We start from the raw sequence: 17,906 nt of genomic DNA on the forward strand, positions 1-17,906 counted from the left end.
CCATGACGGGTGGCGAAGTGCGTTCAGGAACGCTATCTGCGCTTCTCACATTCCTGATGCGCTATCGCTCTCCGCGCGGCGGATCGCTGCATGAGCGCATCGGCATTTTTAACGGGCAAGGATTCTTGTGGCCGAAATCGACGCGCGTCCCGACAGCGAAATGACCTCTGAGCCCATGACGCCTGAGCGCAGGCAGCGGCTGGGACGCATTCAGTTCCGCGCCTGGCGGCGGGGTTTTCGCGAGGCCGACATGGTGCTGGGTCCGTTTTCCGATCAGGTCGCGCCGACCCTGACCGATGCGGAACTGGACCAGTTCGAACGGCTGATCGACGAGGAAGATCAGTGGCTTTACGGCTGGATCATCGAGCGTGACCCGACGCCGCCCGAGCTCGAGACGCCGGTTATGGCCAAGGTGCGCGCCTTCATGCGCGCCCACGTGGCGGCCGAAGTCGGCAAGGGGATCGGCTGATGGACGCCAAGGTCGAACACCGGACCGACGCTGATCTGGGCGGCGCGCCCGAAGGGCTGGACGCACTGATCGTCGCCGAACGGATCAAGGCGGGCGGCGGCGTCGGCCTGTTTGTCGCACGCGACTTTCAGAGGTCGGGTAGCTTCGTTCAGGCGTTTCAGTTCTTCTCGAAAGATATTGAAATCCTGGATTATCCGGCGTGGGACTGTCTGCCCTATGACCGGCTGAGCCCCACGGCAGGGATTGCGGCGCAGCGGATGGCGACGCTGACGCGGCTGGCGATGCGCAACCCCGGCGATGCGCCGGTTCTGGTCGTGACGACGGTGTCAGCGGCCATGCAGCGCACCCCGCCGAAGTCGGTCACGACACAGGCCGGGTTCGAAACCAAGGTCGGACGCGATCTCGATATCCAGGCGCTGGAGCGCTATTTCGCCGCCAACGGCTATGTCCGGGCCTCGACCGTGTCGGAGCGCGGCGAGTTCGCGGTGCGCGGCGGGGTCGTCGACGTCTATCCGCCTGGTTTCGAAGAGCCGGTCCGGCTGGATATGTTCGGATCCGAGCTGGAATCGATCCGCACCTTCGATCCCGAAACGCAGCGGTCGACCGGCCAGATGACGTCCGTGTCCCTCGCGCCGGTGTCGGAGGCGCTGCTGGATGCGGCGGCCATCTCGCGCTTCCGCACCGGCTATCTGAACCTGTTCGGCGCGCCGGGCGACGACCCGCTGTATGCGACGATCAGCGAGGGCGCGCGGCGTCAGGGCATGGAGCAGTGGCTGCCGCTGTTCTATGAGACCCTGGACAGCCTGTTCGACTATCTGCCGGACGACGCGGCGATCTTCCTGGACAATCAGGTCGAGACGGCCCGCGCCGAGCGATGGGATCTGGTCGCGGACGCTTATGATGCGCGCGCCGAGGCGGCCAAAGCCAAAGGGCAGGCCAGCGCCAATCGCGCCTTGCCGCCCAAGCGGCTCTATCTGGACGCGGGAGACTGGAACCAGGCGCTGGCGGGTCGCACCGTGCGGCGCTTCACGCCCTTTTCCACGGGCGGCGAGGATGCCGGCGGACGTTTGGGCCGGACCTTCGGGGCCGAGCGGGCGCAGGACAGCGTCAATCTTTTCGAGGCGGTGGCGGCCCATGCGGCGGCGCTCAAGGCCGAGGGCAAGCGGGTGCTGCTCGCCTCTTGGACCGAAGGATCTTCGGAGCGGCTGGCGACCATGCTGGCCGACCATGGGCTGGATCACATCGTCGCCGTGCGCGACTGGTCTGATGTTCAGGCTGCGCCGAAAGACCTCTATCTGCGCGGCGTCCTGCCGGTCGAGCATGGCTTTGTCACCGACGAGGTGGCGGTCATTTCCGAGACCGACATCCTGGGCGACCGTCTGGCGCGACCGCGCAAGAAACGCCGCGCCTCCAACTTCCTGGCGGAGGCGTCGGCCCTGACGACGGGCGATCTGGTCGTTCACCTAGATCACGGGATTGGTCGCTATGAGGGGCTGAAGACGCTGGAAATCCAGCAGGCCCCGCACGACTGTCTGGAACTGTTCTACGCCGGTGAGAGCAAACTTTATCTGCCGGTTGAAAACATTGATCTTCTGACAAGGTACGGTTCGGACTCCGAGGGCGTCCAACTGGACAAGTTGGGCGGCGCAGGCTGGCAGGCCAGAAAGGCCAAGGCCAAGGAACGTCTGCGCGCCATGGCCGAGGGGCTGATCGCCCTGGCCGCCAAGCGGGCGCTGCGCGAGACCGATGCGGTCACGCCCCCACCGGGTCTGTTCGCCGAGTTCTGCGCGCGCTTCCCCTATGAGGAGACCGACGATCAGCTGAACGCCATCGGCGATGTGCTGGAGGATCTGGGCAAGGGCACGCCAATGGATCGCCTGATCTGCGGCGACGTCGGCTTCGGCAAGACCGAGGTGGCGCTGAGGGCCGCCTTCGTCGTCGCCATGACGGGGCAGCAGGTGGCGATCGTCGCGCCGACGACCCTGCTGGCGCGCCAGCACTTCAAGACCTTCTCTGAACGTTTCGCGGGCTGGCCGGTGAAGGTGCGTCAACTGTCGCGGATGGTGGGCGCCAAGGAGGCGGCGGAGACGCGGGCCGGGCTGAAGGACGGCTCGGTCGAGATCGTCGTCGGCACCCATGCGGTGCTGAGCGAACAGGTCGGCTTCCGCGATCTGGGCCTGGTCATCGTCGATGAGGAACAGCACTTCGGCGTCAAGCATAAGGAGAAGCTGAAGACGCTGCGCGCCGACGTGCATCTGTTGACCCTGACCGCCACGCCGATTCCGCGCACGCTTCAGATGGCGCTGTCGGGCATCCGCGAGATGTCGATCATCGCCACCCCGCCGGTCGATCGCCTGGCGGTGCGGACCTATGTCACGCCGTGGGACCCGATCCTGGTGCGTGAGGCCCTGCTGCGTGAGAAATATCGCGGGGGTCAGGCCTACTATGTGGCGCCGCGCCTGAAGGACCTGCCCGCCATCGAGAAATTCCTGCGCGAACAGGTGCCCGAGGTGAAGTTCGTCGTCGGCCACGGCCAGATGAGCGCCACCCAACTGGAGGAGGTGATGAGCGCCTTCTACGACGGGGAATATGACGTCCTGGTCTCCACCACCATCGTGGAGAGCGGGCTGGATATCCCGACGGCCAATACGCTCATCGTCCACCGCGCCGACATGTTCGGTCTGGCGCAACTGTATCAGATCCGGGGCCGGGTCGGCCGGTCCAAGGCGCGCGCCTTCGCCTACCTGACCACCGATGCGGTCAAGCCGATGACCTTGTCGGCCGAGCGGCGGTTGCAGGTTCTGCAGTCGCTCGACAATCTGGGCGCCGGCTTCCAGCTAGCCAGCCACGATCTGGACCAGCGCGGCGGCGGCAATCTGCTGGGCGACGAGCAGTCGGGCCATATCCGCGAGGTCGGCGTCGAACTGTACCAGCAGATGCTGGAAGACGCCGTGGCGGAGCTGCGTGAGAAGGGCGAGGGACAGGCGGTGGATCGCGGTTGGTCGCCGTCGATCAATGTCGGCGCTTCTGTCTTGATTCCAGAAGACTACGTGCCGGACCTGAACGTGCGTCTGAGCCTCTATCGTCGTCTTTCCGACGCCGAACAGGCCGAGGATCGCGAAGCCTTGGCCGCCGAACTGATCGACCGTTTCGGGCCCTTGCCGGATGAGGCGCAGCAACTGCTGAAGATCGTCGGCATCAAGTCGAACTGCCGCAAGGCCTGGATCGAGAAGATCGACATCGGACCGCGCGGCGCGGTGCTGACGTTGCGCGACAACAGCTTCCCCAATCCGGCGGGACTGGTCGGGCTGATCCAGAAGAACCACGCCTTCTGGAAGATTCGGCCAGATCAGAAGATCGTCGTTTCGGGCGACTGGCCGACGGCGGAAGAGCGACTGAAGGTGGCCGAACGGATCACCGCCGATCTGGCGCGGGTGGCGGGGGCGTAAAGCCCCTCAGCGCGTCTTTTCGAAAAGGTCGGCCGAGGCGCGCTCAAGCAGGGCGGCGGCGCTTTCGTCGGGGCGCATCTCGGCGGCGCCGACGTCGAACTCGGCGACGAAGGGCGACCGGTCCGGACCGGCGTCGAAGGCGGTGCAGCCGATCACGGCGGCGATTCGTTCTGCGGCCAGACGCGCCGGTTCAGCGTGGGTCGCGGGCAGGGCGAGGGCGAAGACCTCCTTGGCCAGGCGGGCAGGGGTGTCCTCGACACGGACCAGGCGCGAAACCATGGCCCCGATCTGCGGCATGGCGCGATCCAGCCAGCCGCCCTGACGCGCCCAGGTGACGGATTGGGTTTCGCGCACCCTAAGGACGCAGACGGAAAGCGGGCGCTTGCGCGCGCGCGAGGCCTCGGCGACACGGCCCAGGTGGCTTGCGAACAGTTCGGGCGTGAACAGGCCCGTTTCCGGATCCATCACGTCCAGGCTGCGCACCGAGTCCAGCGTCTTGCGAATGCCCAGGTGGATGCGGTGCGCGCCGGCCAAGGCCAGGATCCGCTCGGCCGTTTCGCTCTCGGGCGTGTCGGCGGAGGCGACGTCTGCGAAGCCCCGGTTGAACAGTTCAGCCAGGCTGATCTCGTTCCTGCCGCGCAGATAAAGCATCAGCGGAATATGATAGAGGCGCGTATTGCGCTTCATGCCCGCCGCGATCGACAGGGCCGGCGCATGGTCTTCGGCGCCCCACAAAACGGCGGCGTCAAACGGGCTTTCGTGCAGATAGTCGAAGGCGGTGTAGGGCGTCGGCGCCGCGACCACCTCGACACCGGCCGCAGTCAGGGCGTTCGACAGGGCGAGAAAGCGCCGGTCCGCGACGCCGGCGGCCAGCACGCGCAAGGGACCATCGTCGTCGGCCCTTTTGTCCAAGCCGACCCCGCGCGTGGCGAAGGTGGTGACGCGCAGCCGATATTCTTCCTCGGCGATGGCGGCCCTGCCCAACTGCTCCAGACGCAAGGCCGCCTGGGCCGGATGCGGCGGCGTGGACATGGTCAGATCCGCACCCTTTACCGAATCAGGGCGGGCGCCGATGAGCACGATGGGCAGGCGACGCGGCTCGGCGGCGGCGCGAAGGCGTGACGCCACGTCGGCGTCGAAGGTGTTGATATCGATGACGGCGGCTTCGAGCGGAAAGTCCTGAAGCGTCATCTCAGCGGAGACGACGTCACGGGCGGTCACCGTCGTCCAGCCCAGCGCGTCCAGACCCGCAGCGAGCGGCCCGATCCGGCCATCGTCAGCCGCCAGGATCAATACGCGCGCGTCGAAAGCCAAGCCGATCGTCTCCAAAAGTCGCCGCGCCAATAGCCGGCCGGAAACGCGCGGACCATAGCGACGAGGGTGTTAAGGATGCAATGTCGTCCGGCCAAAGCGATGCGGCCGGATCGCGAATGATCGTCCTCACGCGGATGAGACTTTCGCCGCAGGCGAATTCCGCTAGGTTCCGCCGCTTGTGCAACGGTTGTGGGGACCGATTTGAGTGAGCAACTGACACGGTCGGTCCTGAAAGCGCCCGGATTCTGGGGCGGGCTGGCCGTGCGAGCGTTCACCCGCAGCTGGGGGCGCGACGTCATGCTCTATACGGGCGGCGTGTCCTTCTTCGCCCTGCTGGCCGTGTTTCCCGCGATCGCCATCCTGATCGGCTTCTACAAGCTGGGCCTGTCGATCAGCGAGGTCAGCGCCCAGGCGACCGCCTTGTCGGACCTGTTGCCCAAGGCGGCGCAGACCATTTTTCAGGGCGAGATCACACGTTTGAGCAACGCGTCGGCGCGGACGGTTTCCGCTCAGAGCGCCTTCGCCCTGTTCGTCGGCGCCTATGCCGCGCATCGAGGTTTCAAGGCCTTGTTGGCGGGATTGAACCTGATTCATGACGAGACCGAGCCGCACGGCTTCTTCAAGTTCAATCTGCTGGCCTTTTTCGTGGCCATTTTCGCCTTTGCGCTGTTCACCGTGGTGTCGGGCGCCGTCGTGACCGTGCGCATCATGGCGCATGCCTCGTCGTCGGCCGCCGGCCTGCCCGGGCGAAGCGGCATGGCGCCGCTTGACGCCTTCCTGCCCGCCATCGGCTTGGTCATCGGGCTGACGCTGCTTTACCGCTACGCCATGAGCCACAGGACGCCGGTCGCCTGGCTGCCCGCGACAGCGGGCGGTCTGGTGGCGACGCTGATGTCCGTCGTGTCGTCTTGGCTATGCGCCATCTATGTCGAGCAGATTGCGCCGCTGGGGGCCACCTATGGATCGGTCGGCGCCGTGGTGGTGCTGCTGATCTGGCTGTCGTGGAACGTCAACGCCATCTTCTACGGCGGCGCCTTCGCCACCGAGATGGAGCTGGCGGCCAAGGCGCGCGTGATCGCCGATGCGCCTCCAGCCGATGTCGTCAATCTGTCGGAGCGTCGAGCCGGGCGCCGGTCTCGATCGTAATGCGAAGAAGGCCGTCGGCGTCCTCGATCTCGAGCACGCGCCCGCCTTTTTGAGACATCAGAAACGGCACGTCGATCCGGGCCATCGGATCGGTGGCCAGCAGCACGATCCGCGCGCCGGGCGGGGCGGTTTCCAACGCCTTCATCAGCTTCAGGCTGGGAACAGGGCAGCGGTGACCCCTGGCGTCTATGACGACAGGGTCGCTCACGCGAGCCGATCCGCCAGCAGTTCCAGCGCCACACGAACGCTGGCTTGGCGAATGTCGTCGCGGCCGAGGTCGCCGAACCGCTCGACGCGGTGAATGACACCCTTCGGCCCGGACGCCGCGAAATGGACCAGACCCACGGGCTTATCGACCGATCCGCCGCCCGGTCCAGCCACCCCTGTCACGGACACCGAGACGGAGGCCCGCGAGTGTTTGACCGCGCCCTCAGCCATCGCCACTGCGACCGCTTGCGACACGGCGCCGTGGGCGGACAGGCTTTCCAGCGACACGCCCAGCATCTGGGCCTTGGCCTCGTTGCTGTAGGTGACGAAGCCGCGATCCAGGACCACTGACGAGCCGGGAATGGCTGTGATCGCAGAGGATACCAAACCGCCCGTGCAGCTTTCGGCCGTCGCCAGCATCAGGCCGCGTTCGCTGGCTGTTGCGACAATCTGTTGCGCCAGCTGCGCGATATCTTGGGAAAACATGGTCTTTTCATAGGCCGCGAACCCCGCTCTAACCAGAGGCATGACCGAGGCTATCGATCCGTTACGCCCCGCAGCCCCGACGTCGGATCGCATCGCGCCGATCCTGTTCGCCGTCGCCATCTTCACATCGGCCTGTCTGGTCTTCGTCGTTCAACCGATGGCGGCCAAGCTACTGTTGCCGACGCTGGGCGGATCGCCTTCGGTGTGGAACGCGTCGATGGTGTTCTTCCAGACTGCGCTGCTCGCCGGATATGGCTATGCGCACCTGCTGCAACGTCTAGCGACGATGCGCGCGCAGGTCGGGGTTCACCTGGGCCTGCTGATCGTCGCGGCGTTTTTCCTGCCCTTGCAGATCAGCGGTCTGTTGGGCGATCCCGATCCGTCCCAACCGGCGATGTGGCTGCTGGCGACGCTGACCGTGTCGATCGGCGCGCCGTTTGCAGTGCTGTCGGCGACCGCGCCGCTGCTTCAGGCGTGGTATGCGCGAGTGCGGGCCGGACACGCAGACGGCCAGAACCCCTATGCTCTCTACGCCGCCTCGAACCTGGGCAGCTTCCTGGCCCTACTGGCCTATCCGGTGGTGATCGAGCCGCTGGCCAGCCTGTCGGATCAGCGCCTCGGTTGGAGCGTCGGCTATGGGCTGTTCGTGGTTATGGTCGTGGGGCTGGGCGTTCAGGTCTGGCGGCGCCGCGAGATTGGAACGGCGGAGCCTGCGCCGCTTGAGGCCAGCCCGCCGATCGCCTGGCGCGAAAAAGGGATGCTGGTTCTGCTGGCCGCCGCGCCGTCCAGTCTGATGCTGGGCGTGACCGCGCACCTGACGACGGATGTCGCCTCGGCGCCCTTTCTGTGGGTCATACCGCTTGCGCTTTATCTGCTGACGTTTGTCATCGCGTTCCAGACCCGGCCGGCGATCCCGCCAGTCATCGGCCTTGGGCTGCAGGCGGCGATGGGCGCGGCCTGCGCCGCCCTGATCGCGTTCCGGACTGGTGAATGGCTGCTGGTGTTCGCCGTCAATCTGGCGGCCTTCTTCTTTACCGCGCTGATGTGTCACCAGAGGCTGGCGGCGCGGCGGCCGGCGCCGGATCGGCTGACCGAATTCTATCTGTTGCTGTCGCTGGGCGGCGTGGTCGGCGGGCTGTTCAACGGCCTGATCGCGCCGGCCGTTTTCGACATGGTGTGGGAATATCCGTTGGTGCTGGTGGCGGCCGGATTGCTGCGACCGTGGAGCCGTGGCGACATCAGGCCGTGGGAAATCATTTGCTGCGTCGCCGGCGTGATCATCGCCCTTTTGGGGCCGCTGTCGATGGAGGCGGTCCGTTATGCGCCGGACATTCGCGCGGCCATCCCCGACGCCGAACTGGTGCGGATCGCGCAAGCCATCCTGGGGATCGCGACCCTGTTCGCCTTCCTGGTGCGCGATCGGGCGGTGATGTTCACGATCGTTTTGGCCGCCATCGTCTGGTCTGGCTATCATCTGGCGCGCGGTTATGACTGGGCCCTGTCGGAACGCAGCTTCTTTGGTGTGATGCGGGTGGCCAAGATCGACGATCCGCTGATGGGCGGGCCGGTCCACGTACTGATGCACGGCACGACGCTGCATGGCGCCCAGGCCCAGGCGCCGTCGAACCGCTGTCAGCCCACGCTCTATTATGCGACCTCGACGCCGCTGGGGCAGGCGATGCTGCAGATGCAGGCGCGTCGGCTGGAAGGCGCGCGCGTCGGCGTGGTGGGGCAGGGCTCGGGCGCCATGGCCGCCTACAAGCGCGCGCAGGATCGACTGACCTTCTTCGAGATCGATCCGATGGTAGATCGGCTGTCGCGCGATCCCCAATGGTTCAGCTTCATCAACGGCTGCGCCGACGGGCCGGTGCGGACGGTTCTGGGGGATGCGCGTCTGACGATGGATCGCGAGCCGGCGGGATCCTACGACCTGCTGGTCATCGACGCCTTCTCGTCCGACGCCGTGCCGACGCATCTGCTGACGGTCGAGGCGATCCGCGGCTATCTGCGGCTGCTGGCGCCCGACGGCGTCGTGGTGCTGCATCTGTCGAACCGGAACCTGGAGATCACCCTGCCGGCCGAGGCGGCGGCGCAGGCGCTGAAGGTCCCGCACCTGCACCAGGTCTACATCGAACAGTCAGGCCAGGGCGGCATGGCCGAGGCCTCGACCGAGGCCCTGCTGATCGGCAAGAGTCTGGCGGCGCTGGAAGGGTTCAGGGACGATGCGCGTTGGCGCAAGCTGTCGCCGACGACGGTGCGTCCCTGGACGGACGACTATGTCAATCTGTTCGGATCGCTGGTGCGTCAGATGAAGATGGCCGCGCGTTAGGCGACTGGCGTTTCCACGGTCGCGACAGCCTGGGCGGCCAGACCCTCGCCGCGTCCGGTGAAGCCAAGACCTTCGGTCGTGGTCGCCTTGACGCTGACGGCGTCGAGCGGAAGATCAAGCAGCCCGGCGATCCGGTCGCGCATGGCCTGGCGGTGCGGCTTCACCTTGGGTCGCTCGCAGATCAGGGTGACGTCGACATTGACGATGCGGCCGCCCCGCGCTGAGACCAGTTCGGCGGCGTGGATCAGGAACTGGTCGGACGAGGCGCCTTTCCATTTTGGATCCGTCGGGGGGAAATGGTCGCCGATGTCGCCCGCCGCTATGGCGCCCAGGATGGCGTCTGTCAGGGCGTGGAGACCGGCGTCGGCGTCGGAGTGACCGATCAGCGTTTGATCATGCGGCACCTCGATGCCGCACAGCCAGACGGACCCGCCGGGTCCCCAGCGATGCACATCATAGCCGGAGCCCATGCGGGTCTGATAACGCTGCGCTTGGGGCAGCAGAGCTTCGGCCATGGCGAAATCCTCGGGATAGGTCAGTTTCATCAGACGCGCATCGCCCTGAACCAGGGCCACCGCGCCGCCGTTGCGCTGGACGACGACAGCTTCGTCGGTCGAGACCTCGGCGTCCGACCAGGCGGCATAGGCGGTCTCGATCACTCCCCGGCGGAAGGCTTGAGGCGTCTGGGCGCGCCAGAGACCGTCGCGCTCGACCACGTCGGTCATGACGTCCGCCTCGCCGCGTCGAAGGCTGTCTGCGACCGGCAGGACAGGAAGGGCGCCGTCCGAACTTTCAAGGGCCGACAGCAGACGTTTGATGACGGCGGCGTACAGCAGCGGACGGGCGGCGTCATGGATCAGCACCGGCTGATCCGTTCCACAGGTCAGGGCTGCAAGTCCGGCGCGGACCGAATCGGCGCGGGCGGCTCCACCGACGACGGCTTTCCAACGCGGCAGGCCGGACAGCGCGTCCGCTGCTCGCTCAACGGCGTCGGGGGCGATCACGACGATCAGTTCGTCGGCGCCGGCGTTCAGCAAGGCCTCGGCAGACCAGCGCAGGACAGGCTTTCCACCCAGGTCCCGCCACTGTTTGTCGCCGCCGGCGCGCGAGCCCGAACCGGCCGCGACGATGATGCCCGAGAATGTCATGGCGGCCTTGATAGTGCGCGCGGCGACGGGGCGAAACCATCAAAGCGCCGCGGTCGTGCTTGACGAGGGCGGCTGCGATGCGGCGAAAGACGGAAATGCCCAAGACCTTGCAAATCGGCGATGTGACCGTGCCCGGCCAGGTGCTGATGGCGCCGATGACCGGCGTGACCGATCTGCCGTTCCGCGTGCTGGCCTCCAGACTGGGCGCCGCTTATGTCGCGACAGAGATGGTGGCCGCCAAGGAACTGGCGCGGGCGCGGCCGGACGTCGTGCGGCGCGCCGCCGTGGGGGCAGGTCTGCCGCTGACCGTCATCCAGCTGGTCGGGCGTGATCCCGAACAGATGGGCGAGGGGGCGCGCATGGCGGAAAAGGCTGGGGCGGACATCGTCGATCTGAACTTCGGCTGTCCGGCCAAGGAGGTCACGGGTTCGGCCGCCGGTTCGGCCCTGATGCGGACGCCCGATCTGGCGTGTCGGATCATGGAGGCGGCGGTCAAGGCGACCGATCGGCCGGTGACGGTCAAGATGCGGCTGGGCTGGGACGACGAGAGCCGGAACGCCTCCGAACTGGCTCGCCGCGCCGAAGCGATCGGCGTCAAGGCCGTCACAGTGCATGGTCGCACGCGAAAGCAGTTCTACACCGGGCAAGCGGATTGGGACGCGGTCGGGACGGTGAAGGCGGCGGTCGGCATCCCCGTCATCGTCAATGGCGACATCATCACCGCCGAGGAAGCGCGCCAGGCCTTGGCGCAGTCCGGCGCGGACGGACTGATGCTGGGACGCGGCGTCTATGGCCGGCCGTGGCTGGCGGCGCACCTTGAACGGGCGCTGATCGACGGCGTGGCGCTGGAGGAACCCGGACCTGAAGAGCGTCTGGCGATCGTGATCGAGCATCTGCGCGCGTCGGCTGACTTCTACGGCCTGCCGTTGGGGTTGAAGATGTTCCGCAAACATCTGGGCTGGTATATCGAACAGGCGCCCTGGCCGGCCGATCCGCAACACCGTCGTGAGGCCAAGGCAAGAATTTGCCGTCTGGACGATCCTATGGCCGTCGAAGCCGCCATGCACGAACTGTGGCGGCCGGATTTGCCTCGGACTGGCAAGTCTGCTGTTGAAAATGGGCCACAGGTGTTGGAGACTGCTGTGGCATGACGGATACGCCTTCAGCACGCACCGCTTCGCCCGACCTTGAGTCGGACGACGGGTCGTTCTGGGGGTGGGTCGATAGCGAACGCGCGCGGACCGGGTTCGGGCTGGCGTTCTTTCTAGCGGTCGTGATCACGGCGGCGGCCATCTGGCTGGTGGCGGTTGCGCCGGGCGCGACATCGGGGTCGGCGCGCGGATCGAGCAGCCAGATCGCGCTGATCGTGCTGGCCACCAATCTGCTCCTGATTTCCGGCTTGGCCATCATCGTCGGCCGGCGCGTGCTGACCCTGGTGCGCAGCACCGACGAAGCCGGATCGCGCCTTCATCTGAGGTTCGTGGCCCTGTTTTCGATGGTGGCCCTGGTGCCTTCGGTGCTGATCGCGCTGGTGTTCGGCGTTCTGGTCAATCGAGGCGTAGACCAATGGTTCAGCGCCAATGTAAGCACCTCGGTCGACAACGGCGCCTCGATCGGCAAAGCCTATATCGCCGACGTCAGTTCCGACATGACGCGCGACCTGCGCACCATGAGCACTGAGCTGGGCGGGGCTCGCCAAGTCTTTGACAATCGCATTCAGTTCACCGGCGCATTGACGCAGATCGCCGAGTTCTTCGGCTATCCCGCCGTCTATATTCTGAACGGCAAGGGTGAGGTTCTGGCGACCGGGGAACTTCCCGGCACACCGCCTTATCTGGCGCCTCCTGTATCCGAACTGGAAATCGCCGCTGAGGGTCAGGATATTCCCGTCAAGGTCACTGAAAATCCCGATACCGTTCGCGCCCTCTATCCGCTGCCGGGATATGGCGACGCCTATCTCTATGTCGTGCGTCCGTTGGCGCCGGGACTCGTCGCTCAAATGCGTTCGGCCGTGCAGTCGATCCAGGCCTATCGCGAGGCGGAAGAAAGCCGGGCCCGGATCCAGTCGGCCTTCATCCTCAGCTATCTGGAAACGGCGCTGTTGGTGCTGGTCGGGGCGGTGTGGCTGGGAATGTCGGCAGCCAGCAGCATCTCCGCGCCCATTGGTCGCTTGGTGAAGGCGGCGGGACAGGTCGCGGGCGGCGACTTCACCGCACGGGTCGACAGCGACGGCGCCCCGGCGGAGATCGCCACCCTGTCGGACGCCTTCAACCGCATGACCGGCGATCTGCAGGCCCAGCAGGCGGCGCTGAAGGCCGCGAGCGACGAGGCGCATGATCGTAGCCGTTTCATCGAGACGGTGCTCTCGGGCGTCAGCGCCGGGGTCATCGGCCTGGACAAGCGCGGGCGAGTGTCGGCCATCAACGACAGCGCCCTGCAACTGCTTCATATCGAAGACACCGAGGTTCTGGGCCATGAACTCGCAGCCCTGTCGCCAGAGTTCAGCGATCTGGTGCGGCGCGCCGAGGCCCATATCGAGGAGGACATCGACGTCAGCCGGGGTGGGGACACGCGACGGCTCCGCGTTCGGATCGAGGGCGGCTTCGGTGGCGAGATGGTCCTGACCTTCGACGACATCACTCGCTTGGTGACGGCCCAGCGGAACGCGGCCTGGCGTGACGTGGCCCGTCGCATCGCCCATGAGATCAAGAACCCGCTGACGCCGATCCAGCTGTCGGCAGAGCGACTGAAACGGAAATATCGCGCGCGGATCGGGGAGGATGTCGAGATCTTCGACCGGTGCACCGACACCATCATCCGCCAGGTCGGAGACATCGGCCGCATGGTCGATGAGTTCTCTTCCTTTGCTCGCATGCCAGCGCCGCGTTTCGCGCCCGAGAACCCGGCCGAAATGTTGCGCGAGGCGGTGTTCGCCCAACGGGTCGCCGCGCCGGACATCGTGGTCGACATCACCGAGCCCCTGCCCAAGGCGACGATGCAGGCCGACGGCCGTATGGTGGGGCAGGCGCTGATCAACATCCTCAAGAACGCGGGCGAATCCGTTGCCGCGCAACGGCTTGCGGCAGGCGAGGCGGCGTCGTCGGACCGCGCGGGCGTGATCGCGTCGCTGACGATCGAGGACGGCATCGCGACCTTCGTCATCGAGGACGACGGCGTGGGTCTGCCGGCGCGCGACCGGGATCGCCTGACCGAACCCTATGTGACCACGCGCGAAAAGGGCACGGGCCTGGGCCTGGCCATCGTCAAACGCATTTGCGAGGACCACGGCGGCGAGCTGAAGCTGGCCGACGCCGACACCCTGCGCGGCGCACGCGTGTGCATGATCTTCCCCCTGAAACCCCACGGCAAAGACGGCGAGGGCAAGGAGCGCAAGCTCCAGACCCTGGCCGCCGAATAGCGAGGCAAGATGCGACCAACCGGTTCCGACATTCTCGTTGTCGACGACGAGGCCGACATCCGCGACCTGGTGTCCGGCCTGCTGGAGGATGAGGGGCATGCCGTGCGCGTGGCCGCAAACTCCGACGATGCTCTGGCCGCGATCCGCGCCAGAAAGCCGTCGCTGGCGATCCTGGACATCTGGATGCAGGGCGGGGGGCTGGACGGGCTGGAGCTGCTGGAGGTCGTCAAGGAACTGGATCCTGATCTGCCGGTCGTGATGATTTCCGGTCACGGCAATATCGAGACGGCGGTGACGGCGCTGAAGCGCGGCGCCTATGACTTCATCGAAAAGCCGTTCAAGTCGGATCGGCTCGTCGTCGTGGTCGAACGCGCTATCGAGGCCGCGACGCTGAGGCGCGAGAACCGCCGCCTGCGCGCGGCCACCATGACGCCGTCGGGTCTGATCGGCCGATCACAGGCCGCGCAGGCCTTGCGCAGCACCATCGCCAAGGTGGCCCAGGCCAATAGCCGGGTTCTGATCGCCGGACCGGCCGGCTCGGGCAAGGAGCTGGTGGCGCGCCAGATCCACGAAGCCAGCCCGCGCGCCCGTGCCGAGTTCGTCGCGATTTCGGCCGCCGGCATGACGCCGGAACGTCTGGACGTCGAACTGTTCGGCGAGGAGGGGCAAGACGGCCGCCCGCGCAAGATCGGCGTGTTTGAACGCGCCCACAACGGTACGCTGTACCTGGACGAAATCAGCGACATGCCGCGCGAGAGCCAGAGCCGTATCCTGCGCGTTCTGGTGGACCAGCGGTTCCGGCGTGTCGGCGGCGAGCAGGACGTTCAGGTCGACGTGCGCGTCGTGACCTCGACCTCGCGCGATCTAAAGGCGGAGATCGCAGAGGGACGTTTCCGCGAAGACCTGTTCCACCGTCTGAACGTGGTGCCGATCCGTGTCCCGCCGCTGTCGGAACGGCGCGAGGACATCGCTGAACTGGTCGAATATTTCGTTGACACGATCAGCGCCTCGCAAGGTCTGCCCAAACGCATCGTCGGCGATGATGCGGTGGCGGTGCTGCAAGTCCACCCGTGGCCCGGCAACATCCGCCAGCTGCGCAACAATATCGAGCGATTGCTGATCCTGGCGACCGGCGATCCGGCCGAGACGATCACCGCCGATATGCTGCCGCAGGAGGTGGCGACCTCGAACGGCGGGGCGTCGAATCTGGGCGGCGAACGCACCATCGCTCTACCGCTGCGGGAGGCGCGCGAAGTCTTCGAGCGCGAGTATCTGGCGGCCCAGATCATGCGGTTCGGCGGCAATATCTCGCGCACGGCCGCCTTCATCGGCATGGAGCGATCAGCCCTGCACAGAAAGCTGAAGTCGCTAGGCGTCTCGCCCGCGCGCGGCGGCGATGAGGAAGAGCCGGCCTGATGTCACGCGTGGCCTATGTGAATGGCGCGTATAGCGCGCATGGCGAGGCCGTGATCCATATAGAGGATCGCGGTTTCCAGTTCGCAGACGGCGTCTATGAGGTCTGGTCCGTCTTCAACGGGCGGCTGGCCGATTTCCAAGGTCATATGAGCCGCCTGCACCGCAGTCTGGGCGAACTGAAGATCGACATTCCAATGAGCGCCGGCGCCTTGGGCGTCGTTCTGCGGGAGACCGTGCGGCGCAATCGCGTGCGCAACGGCATGGTCTATCTGCAGGTCACGCGCGGCACGGCGCCGCGTGATCATGGCTTTCCGGTCGATATCACGCCCAGTGTCGTGGTGACGGCCAAGTCGATTGATCCGGCGCGAAATCAGCGACTGGCGCAAATCGGTGTGGCTGGGGTCACCCAGCCCGATATTCGCTGGGGACGTTGCGACATCAAGACGGTCGGTCTGCTGCCGAACGTGCTGGCCAAACAGGCGGCGCGCGAGCGCGGGGCCTACGAGTGCCTGATGTACGACGACATGGGTCTGATCACCGAAGGCGCATCGACCAATGCGTGGATCGTGGATGAGGACGGCAGGCTGAGAACGCGGGACATCCAGGCCAACATCCTGCGGGGCGTCACGCGAGCGGCGGTCCTCAATCTCGCCGCCGCCGAGGGTGTCGAACTGGAAGAACGCGCCTTCTCGGTCGATGAAGCGAAACGGGCGCGCGAGGTATTTGTCACCGCCGCCAGCGCCTTCGTCATGCCGCTGATTTCGCTGGACGGCGTGAAGATCGGTGACGGCAAGCCCGGCCCCGTCGCGACCCGCCTGCGAGAACTCTATCTTGAACAGGCGCGTCGAGGGGCCATTTAGGGCGTTGCCCGAGCGGCCGGGCGGCGGTTAAGGTCGCGGTCGGCTGCATCGGCCCCGCCGCTCCCACGGCGACAAACAACGAAGAACAGGAAAAACCTGCCATGTCGCAAGACAAACGTCAGAACCTTCAGGACACCTTCCTCAACTCGGTCCGCAAGACCAAGACGCCGCTGACCATCTTCCTGGTCAATGGGGTAAAGTTGCAGGGCATCGTGACCTGGTTCGACAACTTCTGTGTCCTGCTGCGCCGCGATGGCCAGTCCCAGCTGGTGTACAAACACGCCATCTCCACCATCATGCCGTCCGCGCCCGTGCAACTGTACGAGCCCGACGCCGAAGAAGACTGATTGACCCAAAAACTGATCGACCACACCGTCCCGCTGATCCGGGCGGTCGTCATTCACCCCGACCGACGCTCGGACAGTCCCCGGCTGGCGAGCGAACGGCTTGAGGAGGCGGCGGGCCTTGCTCGCGCGCTGGATCTCGACGTGCGCGCCGAAGAGATCGTGCGTTTGCGCAGCACCACGCCTGCGACCTTGTTCGGCACGGGCAAGGTCGAGGAACTGGCCGCGCTCGTGCGCGCCGCGGACGCCGAAGCCGTCATCATCGACGACGCCCTGACGCCCGTGCAGCAGCGCAATCTAGAAAAGGCGTGGGAGGTGAAGGTCATCGACCGCACCGGCCTGATCCTGGAGATCTTCGGCCGTCGCGCGCGGACCAAGGAGGGGCGGCTTCAGGTCGAACTGGCGCGGCTGGATTATGAGCGGTCGCGGCTGGTGCGGACCTGGACCCACCTTGAGCGGCAACGTGGCGGCACCGGTTCGACCGGCGGGCCCGGCGAAACCCAAATCGAGCTGGACCGCCGTCTGATCGCCGACCGGATCGTCAGGCTGAAGTCCGAGTTGGAGGAGGTGCGACGCACGCGCGGCCTGCACCGCAAGCAGCGTCAGAAGGCGCCGTTCCCAACGATCGCCCTGGTCGGCTACACCAACGCCGGCAAGTCGACGCTGTTCAATCGGCTGACGGGGTCGGAGGTCTTCGCCAAGGACCTGCTGTTCGCCACTCTGGACACGACCCAGCGCACCATCCGGCTGCCGCAAGGGCGGCCGGCCATCGTGGCGGATACGGTCGGCTTCATCTCTGACCTGCCGCACGAACTGGTCGAGAGCTTTCGCGCCACGCTGGAGGAAGTCGGCGAGGCCGATCTGATCCTGCACGTCCGCGACATCGCCTCGCCCGACAGCGCCGCTCAGGCCAAGGACGTCGAGGCCGTGCTGAAACAGATCGAGACGCCAGAGGGCAAGACGCGCCGGGTGCTGGAAGTCTGGAACAAGATCGACCTGCTGGACGACGAGGCGCGCGAGACTGTGCTGGGTCAAGCCGAACGGTTGGCGAAGGACGGTGAGGCGGTCGCCGTCTCAGCCTGGACGGGCGAGGGAATCGAGCCTCTGCGCCAGATCATCGCCGGCCTGATCGACGACGATCCCGAGACGCAGCTGACGCTCGAGCCTCATCAGGGCGAGGCCCTGGCCTGGCTTTATGAACATGGAAGGGTCATGTCGCGCGATGCGGACGAGCTTGGCCGTACTCACGTCACGGTGCGGCTGCACCCTGCGGCGCTCGGGCGATTCGAGCGCCTGTATCCCGACCTGACCGACTGAGTT

The 17,906-nt window shown here is 66.2% G+C and carries 14 protein-coding genes; 10 read left to right on the top strand and 4 right to left on the bottom strand.

Features of this window, described 5'->3' with window-relative positions; all coding sequences use genetic code 11:
• Positions 1 to 160: 160 nt before the first annotated feature.
• The gene (locus tag O2K97_RS08730; protein WP_269218955.1) at positions 161 to 469 is read left to right on the top strand and encodes a succinate dehydrogenase assembly factor 2; all 309 of its coding nucleotides are present in this window, start codon (positions 161 to 163) and stop codon (positions 467 to 469) included.
• On the top strand, positions 469 to 3,918 hold the full coding sequence (gene mfd / locus O2K97_RS08735) for a transcription-repair coupling factor (RefSeq protein WP_269218956.1): 3,450 nt from the start codon (positions 469 to 471) through the stop codon (positions 3,916 to 3,918). The genes O2K97_RS08730 and mfd overlap by 1 nt, the downstream gene beginning before the upstream one ends.
• A gap of 6 nt (positions 3,919 to 3,924) precedes the next feature.
• On the opposite strand, the gene O2K97_RS08740 is transcribed toward mfd, so the two are convergent.
• Positions 3,925 to 5,232 carry a diguanylate cyclase domain-containing protein gene (locus tag O2K97_RS08740; RefSeq protein WP_269218957.1) on the bottom strand — a complete coding sequence of 436 codons (1,308 nt, stop codon included), beginning with the start codon at positions 5,230 to 5,232 and terminating at the stop codon, positions 3,925 to 3,927.
• A gap of 297 nt (positions 5,233 to 5,529) precedes the next feature.
• On the opposite strand from O2K97_RS08740, the gene O2K97_RS08745 reads away from it, so the two are divergent.
• Complete coding sequence (locus tag O2K97_RS08745) at positions 5,530 to 6,378, top strand: YihY/virulence factor BrkB family protein (protein WP_419466114.1); 849 nt, start codon at positions 5,530 to 5,532, stop codon at positions 6,376 to 6,378.
• On the opposite strand, the gene O2K97_RS08750 is transcribed toward O2K97_RS08745, so the two are convergent.
• Both O2K97_RS08750 and O2K97_RS08755 read right to left on the bottom strand, forming a co-directional pair.
• A complete protein-coding gene (locus O2K97_RS08750; protein WP_269218959.1) occupies positions 6,335 to 6,586 on the bottom strand; it encodes a sulfurtransferase TusA family protein in 252 nt (83 codons plus the stop codon). The two genes, O2K97_RS08745 and O2K97_RS08750, sit on opposite strands and share 44 nt — an antisense overlap.
• Positions 6,583 to 7,071: a CinA family protein gene (locus O2K97_RS08755; RefSeq protein ID WP_269218960.1), complete on the bottom strand. Its 489-nt coding sequence runs from the start codon at positions 7,069 to 7,071 to the stop codon at positions 6,583 to 6,585. Before O2K97_RS08755 ends, O2K97_RS08750 begins: the two co-directional genes overlap by 4 nt.
• Before the next feature lie 40 nt (positions 7,072 to 7,111).
• On the opposite strand from O2K97_RS08755, the gene O2K97_RS08760 reads away from it, so the two are divergent.
• Positions 7,112 to 9,400: a spermidine synthase gene (locus O2K97_RS08760; protein WP_269218961.1), complete on the top strand. Its 2,289-nt coding sequence runs from the start codon at positions 7,112 to 7,114 to the stop codon at positions 9,398 to 9,400.
• Here O2K97_RS08760 and O2K97_RS08765 read toward each other — a convergent pair.
• On the bottom strand, positions 9,397 to 10,548 hold the full coding sequence (locus tag O2K97_RS08765; RefSeq protein ID WP_269218962.1) for a bifunctional 2-C-methyl-D-erythritol 4-phosphate cytidylyltransferase/2-C-methyl-D-erythritol 2,4-cyclodiphosphate synthase: 1,152 nt from the start codon (positions 10,546 to 10,548) through the stop codon (positions 9,397 to 9,399). The two genes, O2K97_RS08760 and O2K97_RS08765, sit on opposite strands and share 4 nt — an antisense overlap.
• 95 nt (positions 10,549 to 10,643) lie before the next feature.
• On the opposite strand from O2K97_RS08765, the gene dusB reads away from it, so the two are divergent.
• From dusB to hflX, 6 genes are all read left to right on the top strand, one after another.
• Complete coding sequence (gene dusB, locus O2K97_RS08770; protein WP_269218963.1) at positions 10,644 to 11,699, top strand: tRNA dihydrouridine synthase DusB; 1,056 nt, start codon at positions 10,644 to 10,646, stop codon at positions 11,697 to 11,699.
• Positions 11,696 to 13,966, top strand: a complete 2,271-nt coding sequence (locus O2K97_RS08775) for a sensor histidine kinase NtrY-like (RefSeq protein WP_269218964.1) — start codon at positions 11,696 to 11,698, stop codon at positions 13,964 to 13,966. The genes dusB and O2K97_RS08775 overlap by 4 nt, the downstream gene beginning before the upstream one ends.
• Before the next feature lie 9 nt (positions 13,967 to 13,975).
• Entirely contained in the window at positions 13,976 to 15,382 is a 1,407-nt protein-coding gene (locus tag O2K97_RS08780; protein WP_269218965.1) for a sigma-54-dependent transcriptional regulator, read from the top strand.
• A complete protein-coding gene (locus tag O2K97_RS08785; RefSeq protein ID WP_269218966.1) occupies positions 15,382 to 16,242 on the top strand; it encodes a D-amino-acid transaminase in 861 nt (286 codons plus the stop codon). The genes O2K97_RS08780 and O2K97_RS08785 overlap by 1 nt, the downstream gene beginning before the upstream one ends.
• Positions 16,243 to 16,343: 101 nt before the next feature.
• Entirely contained in the window at positions 16,344 to 16,589 is a 246-nt protein-coding gene (gene hfq / locus O2K97_RS08790; RefSeq protein ID WP_003164861.1) for an RNA chaperone Hfq, read from the top strand.
• Complete coding sequence (hflX, locus tag O2K97_RS08795) at positions 16,590 to 17,903, top strand: GTPase HflX (RefSeq protein ID WP_269218967.1); 1,314 nt, start codon at positions 16,590 to 16,592, stop codon at positions 17,901 to 17,903.
• Positions 17,904 to 17,906: the final 3 nt, after the last annotated feature.

This window comes from Brevundimonas vesicularis (assembly GCF_027105095.1).
In the GTDB taxonomy this organism is placed as follows: Bacteria; Pseudomonadota; Alphaproteobacteria; order Caulobacterales; family Caulobacteraceae; genus Brevundimonas; species Brevundimonas vesicularis_E.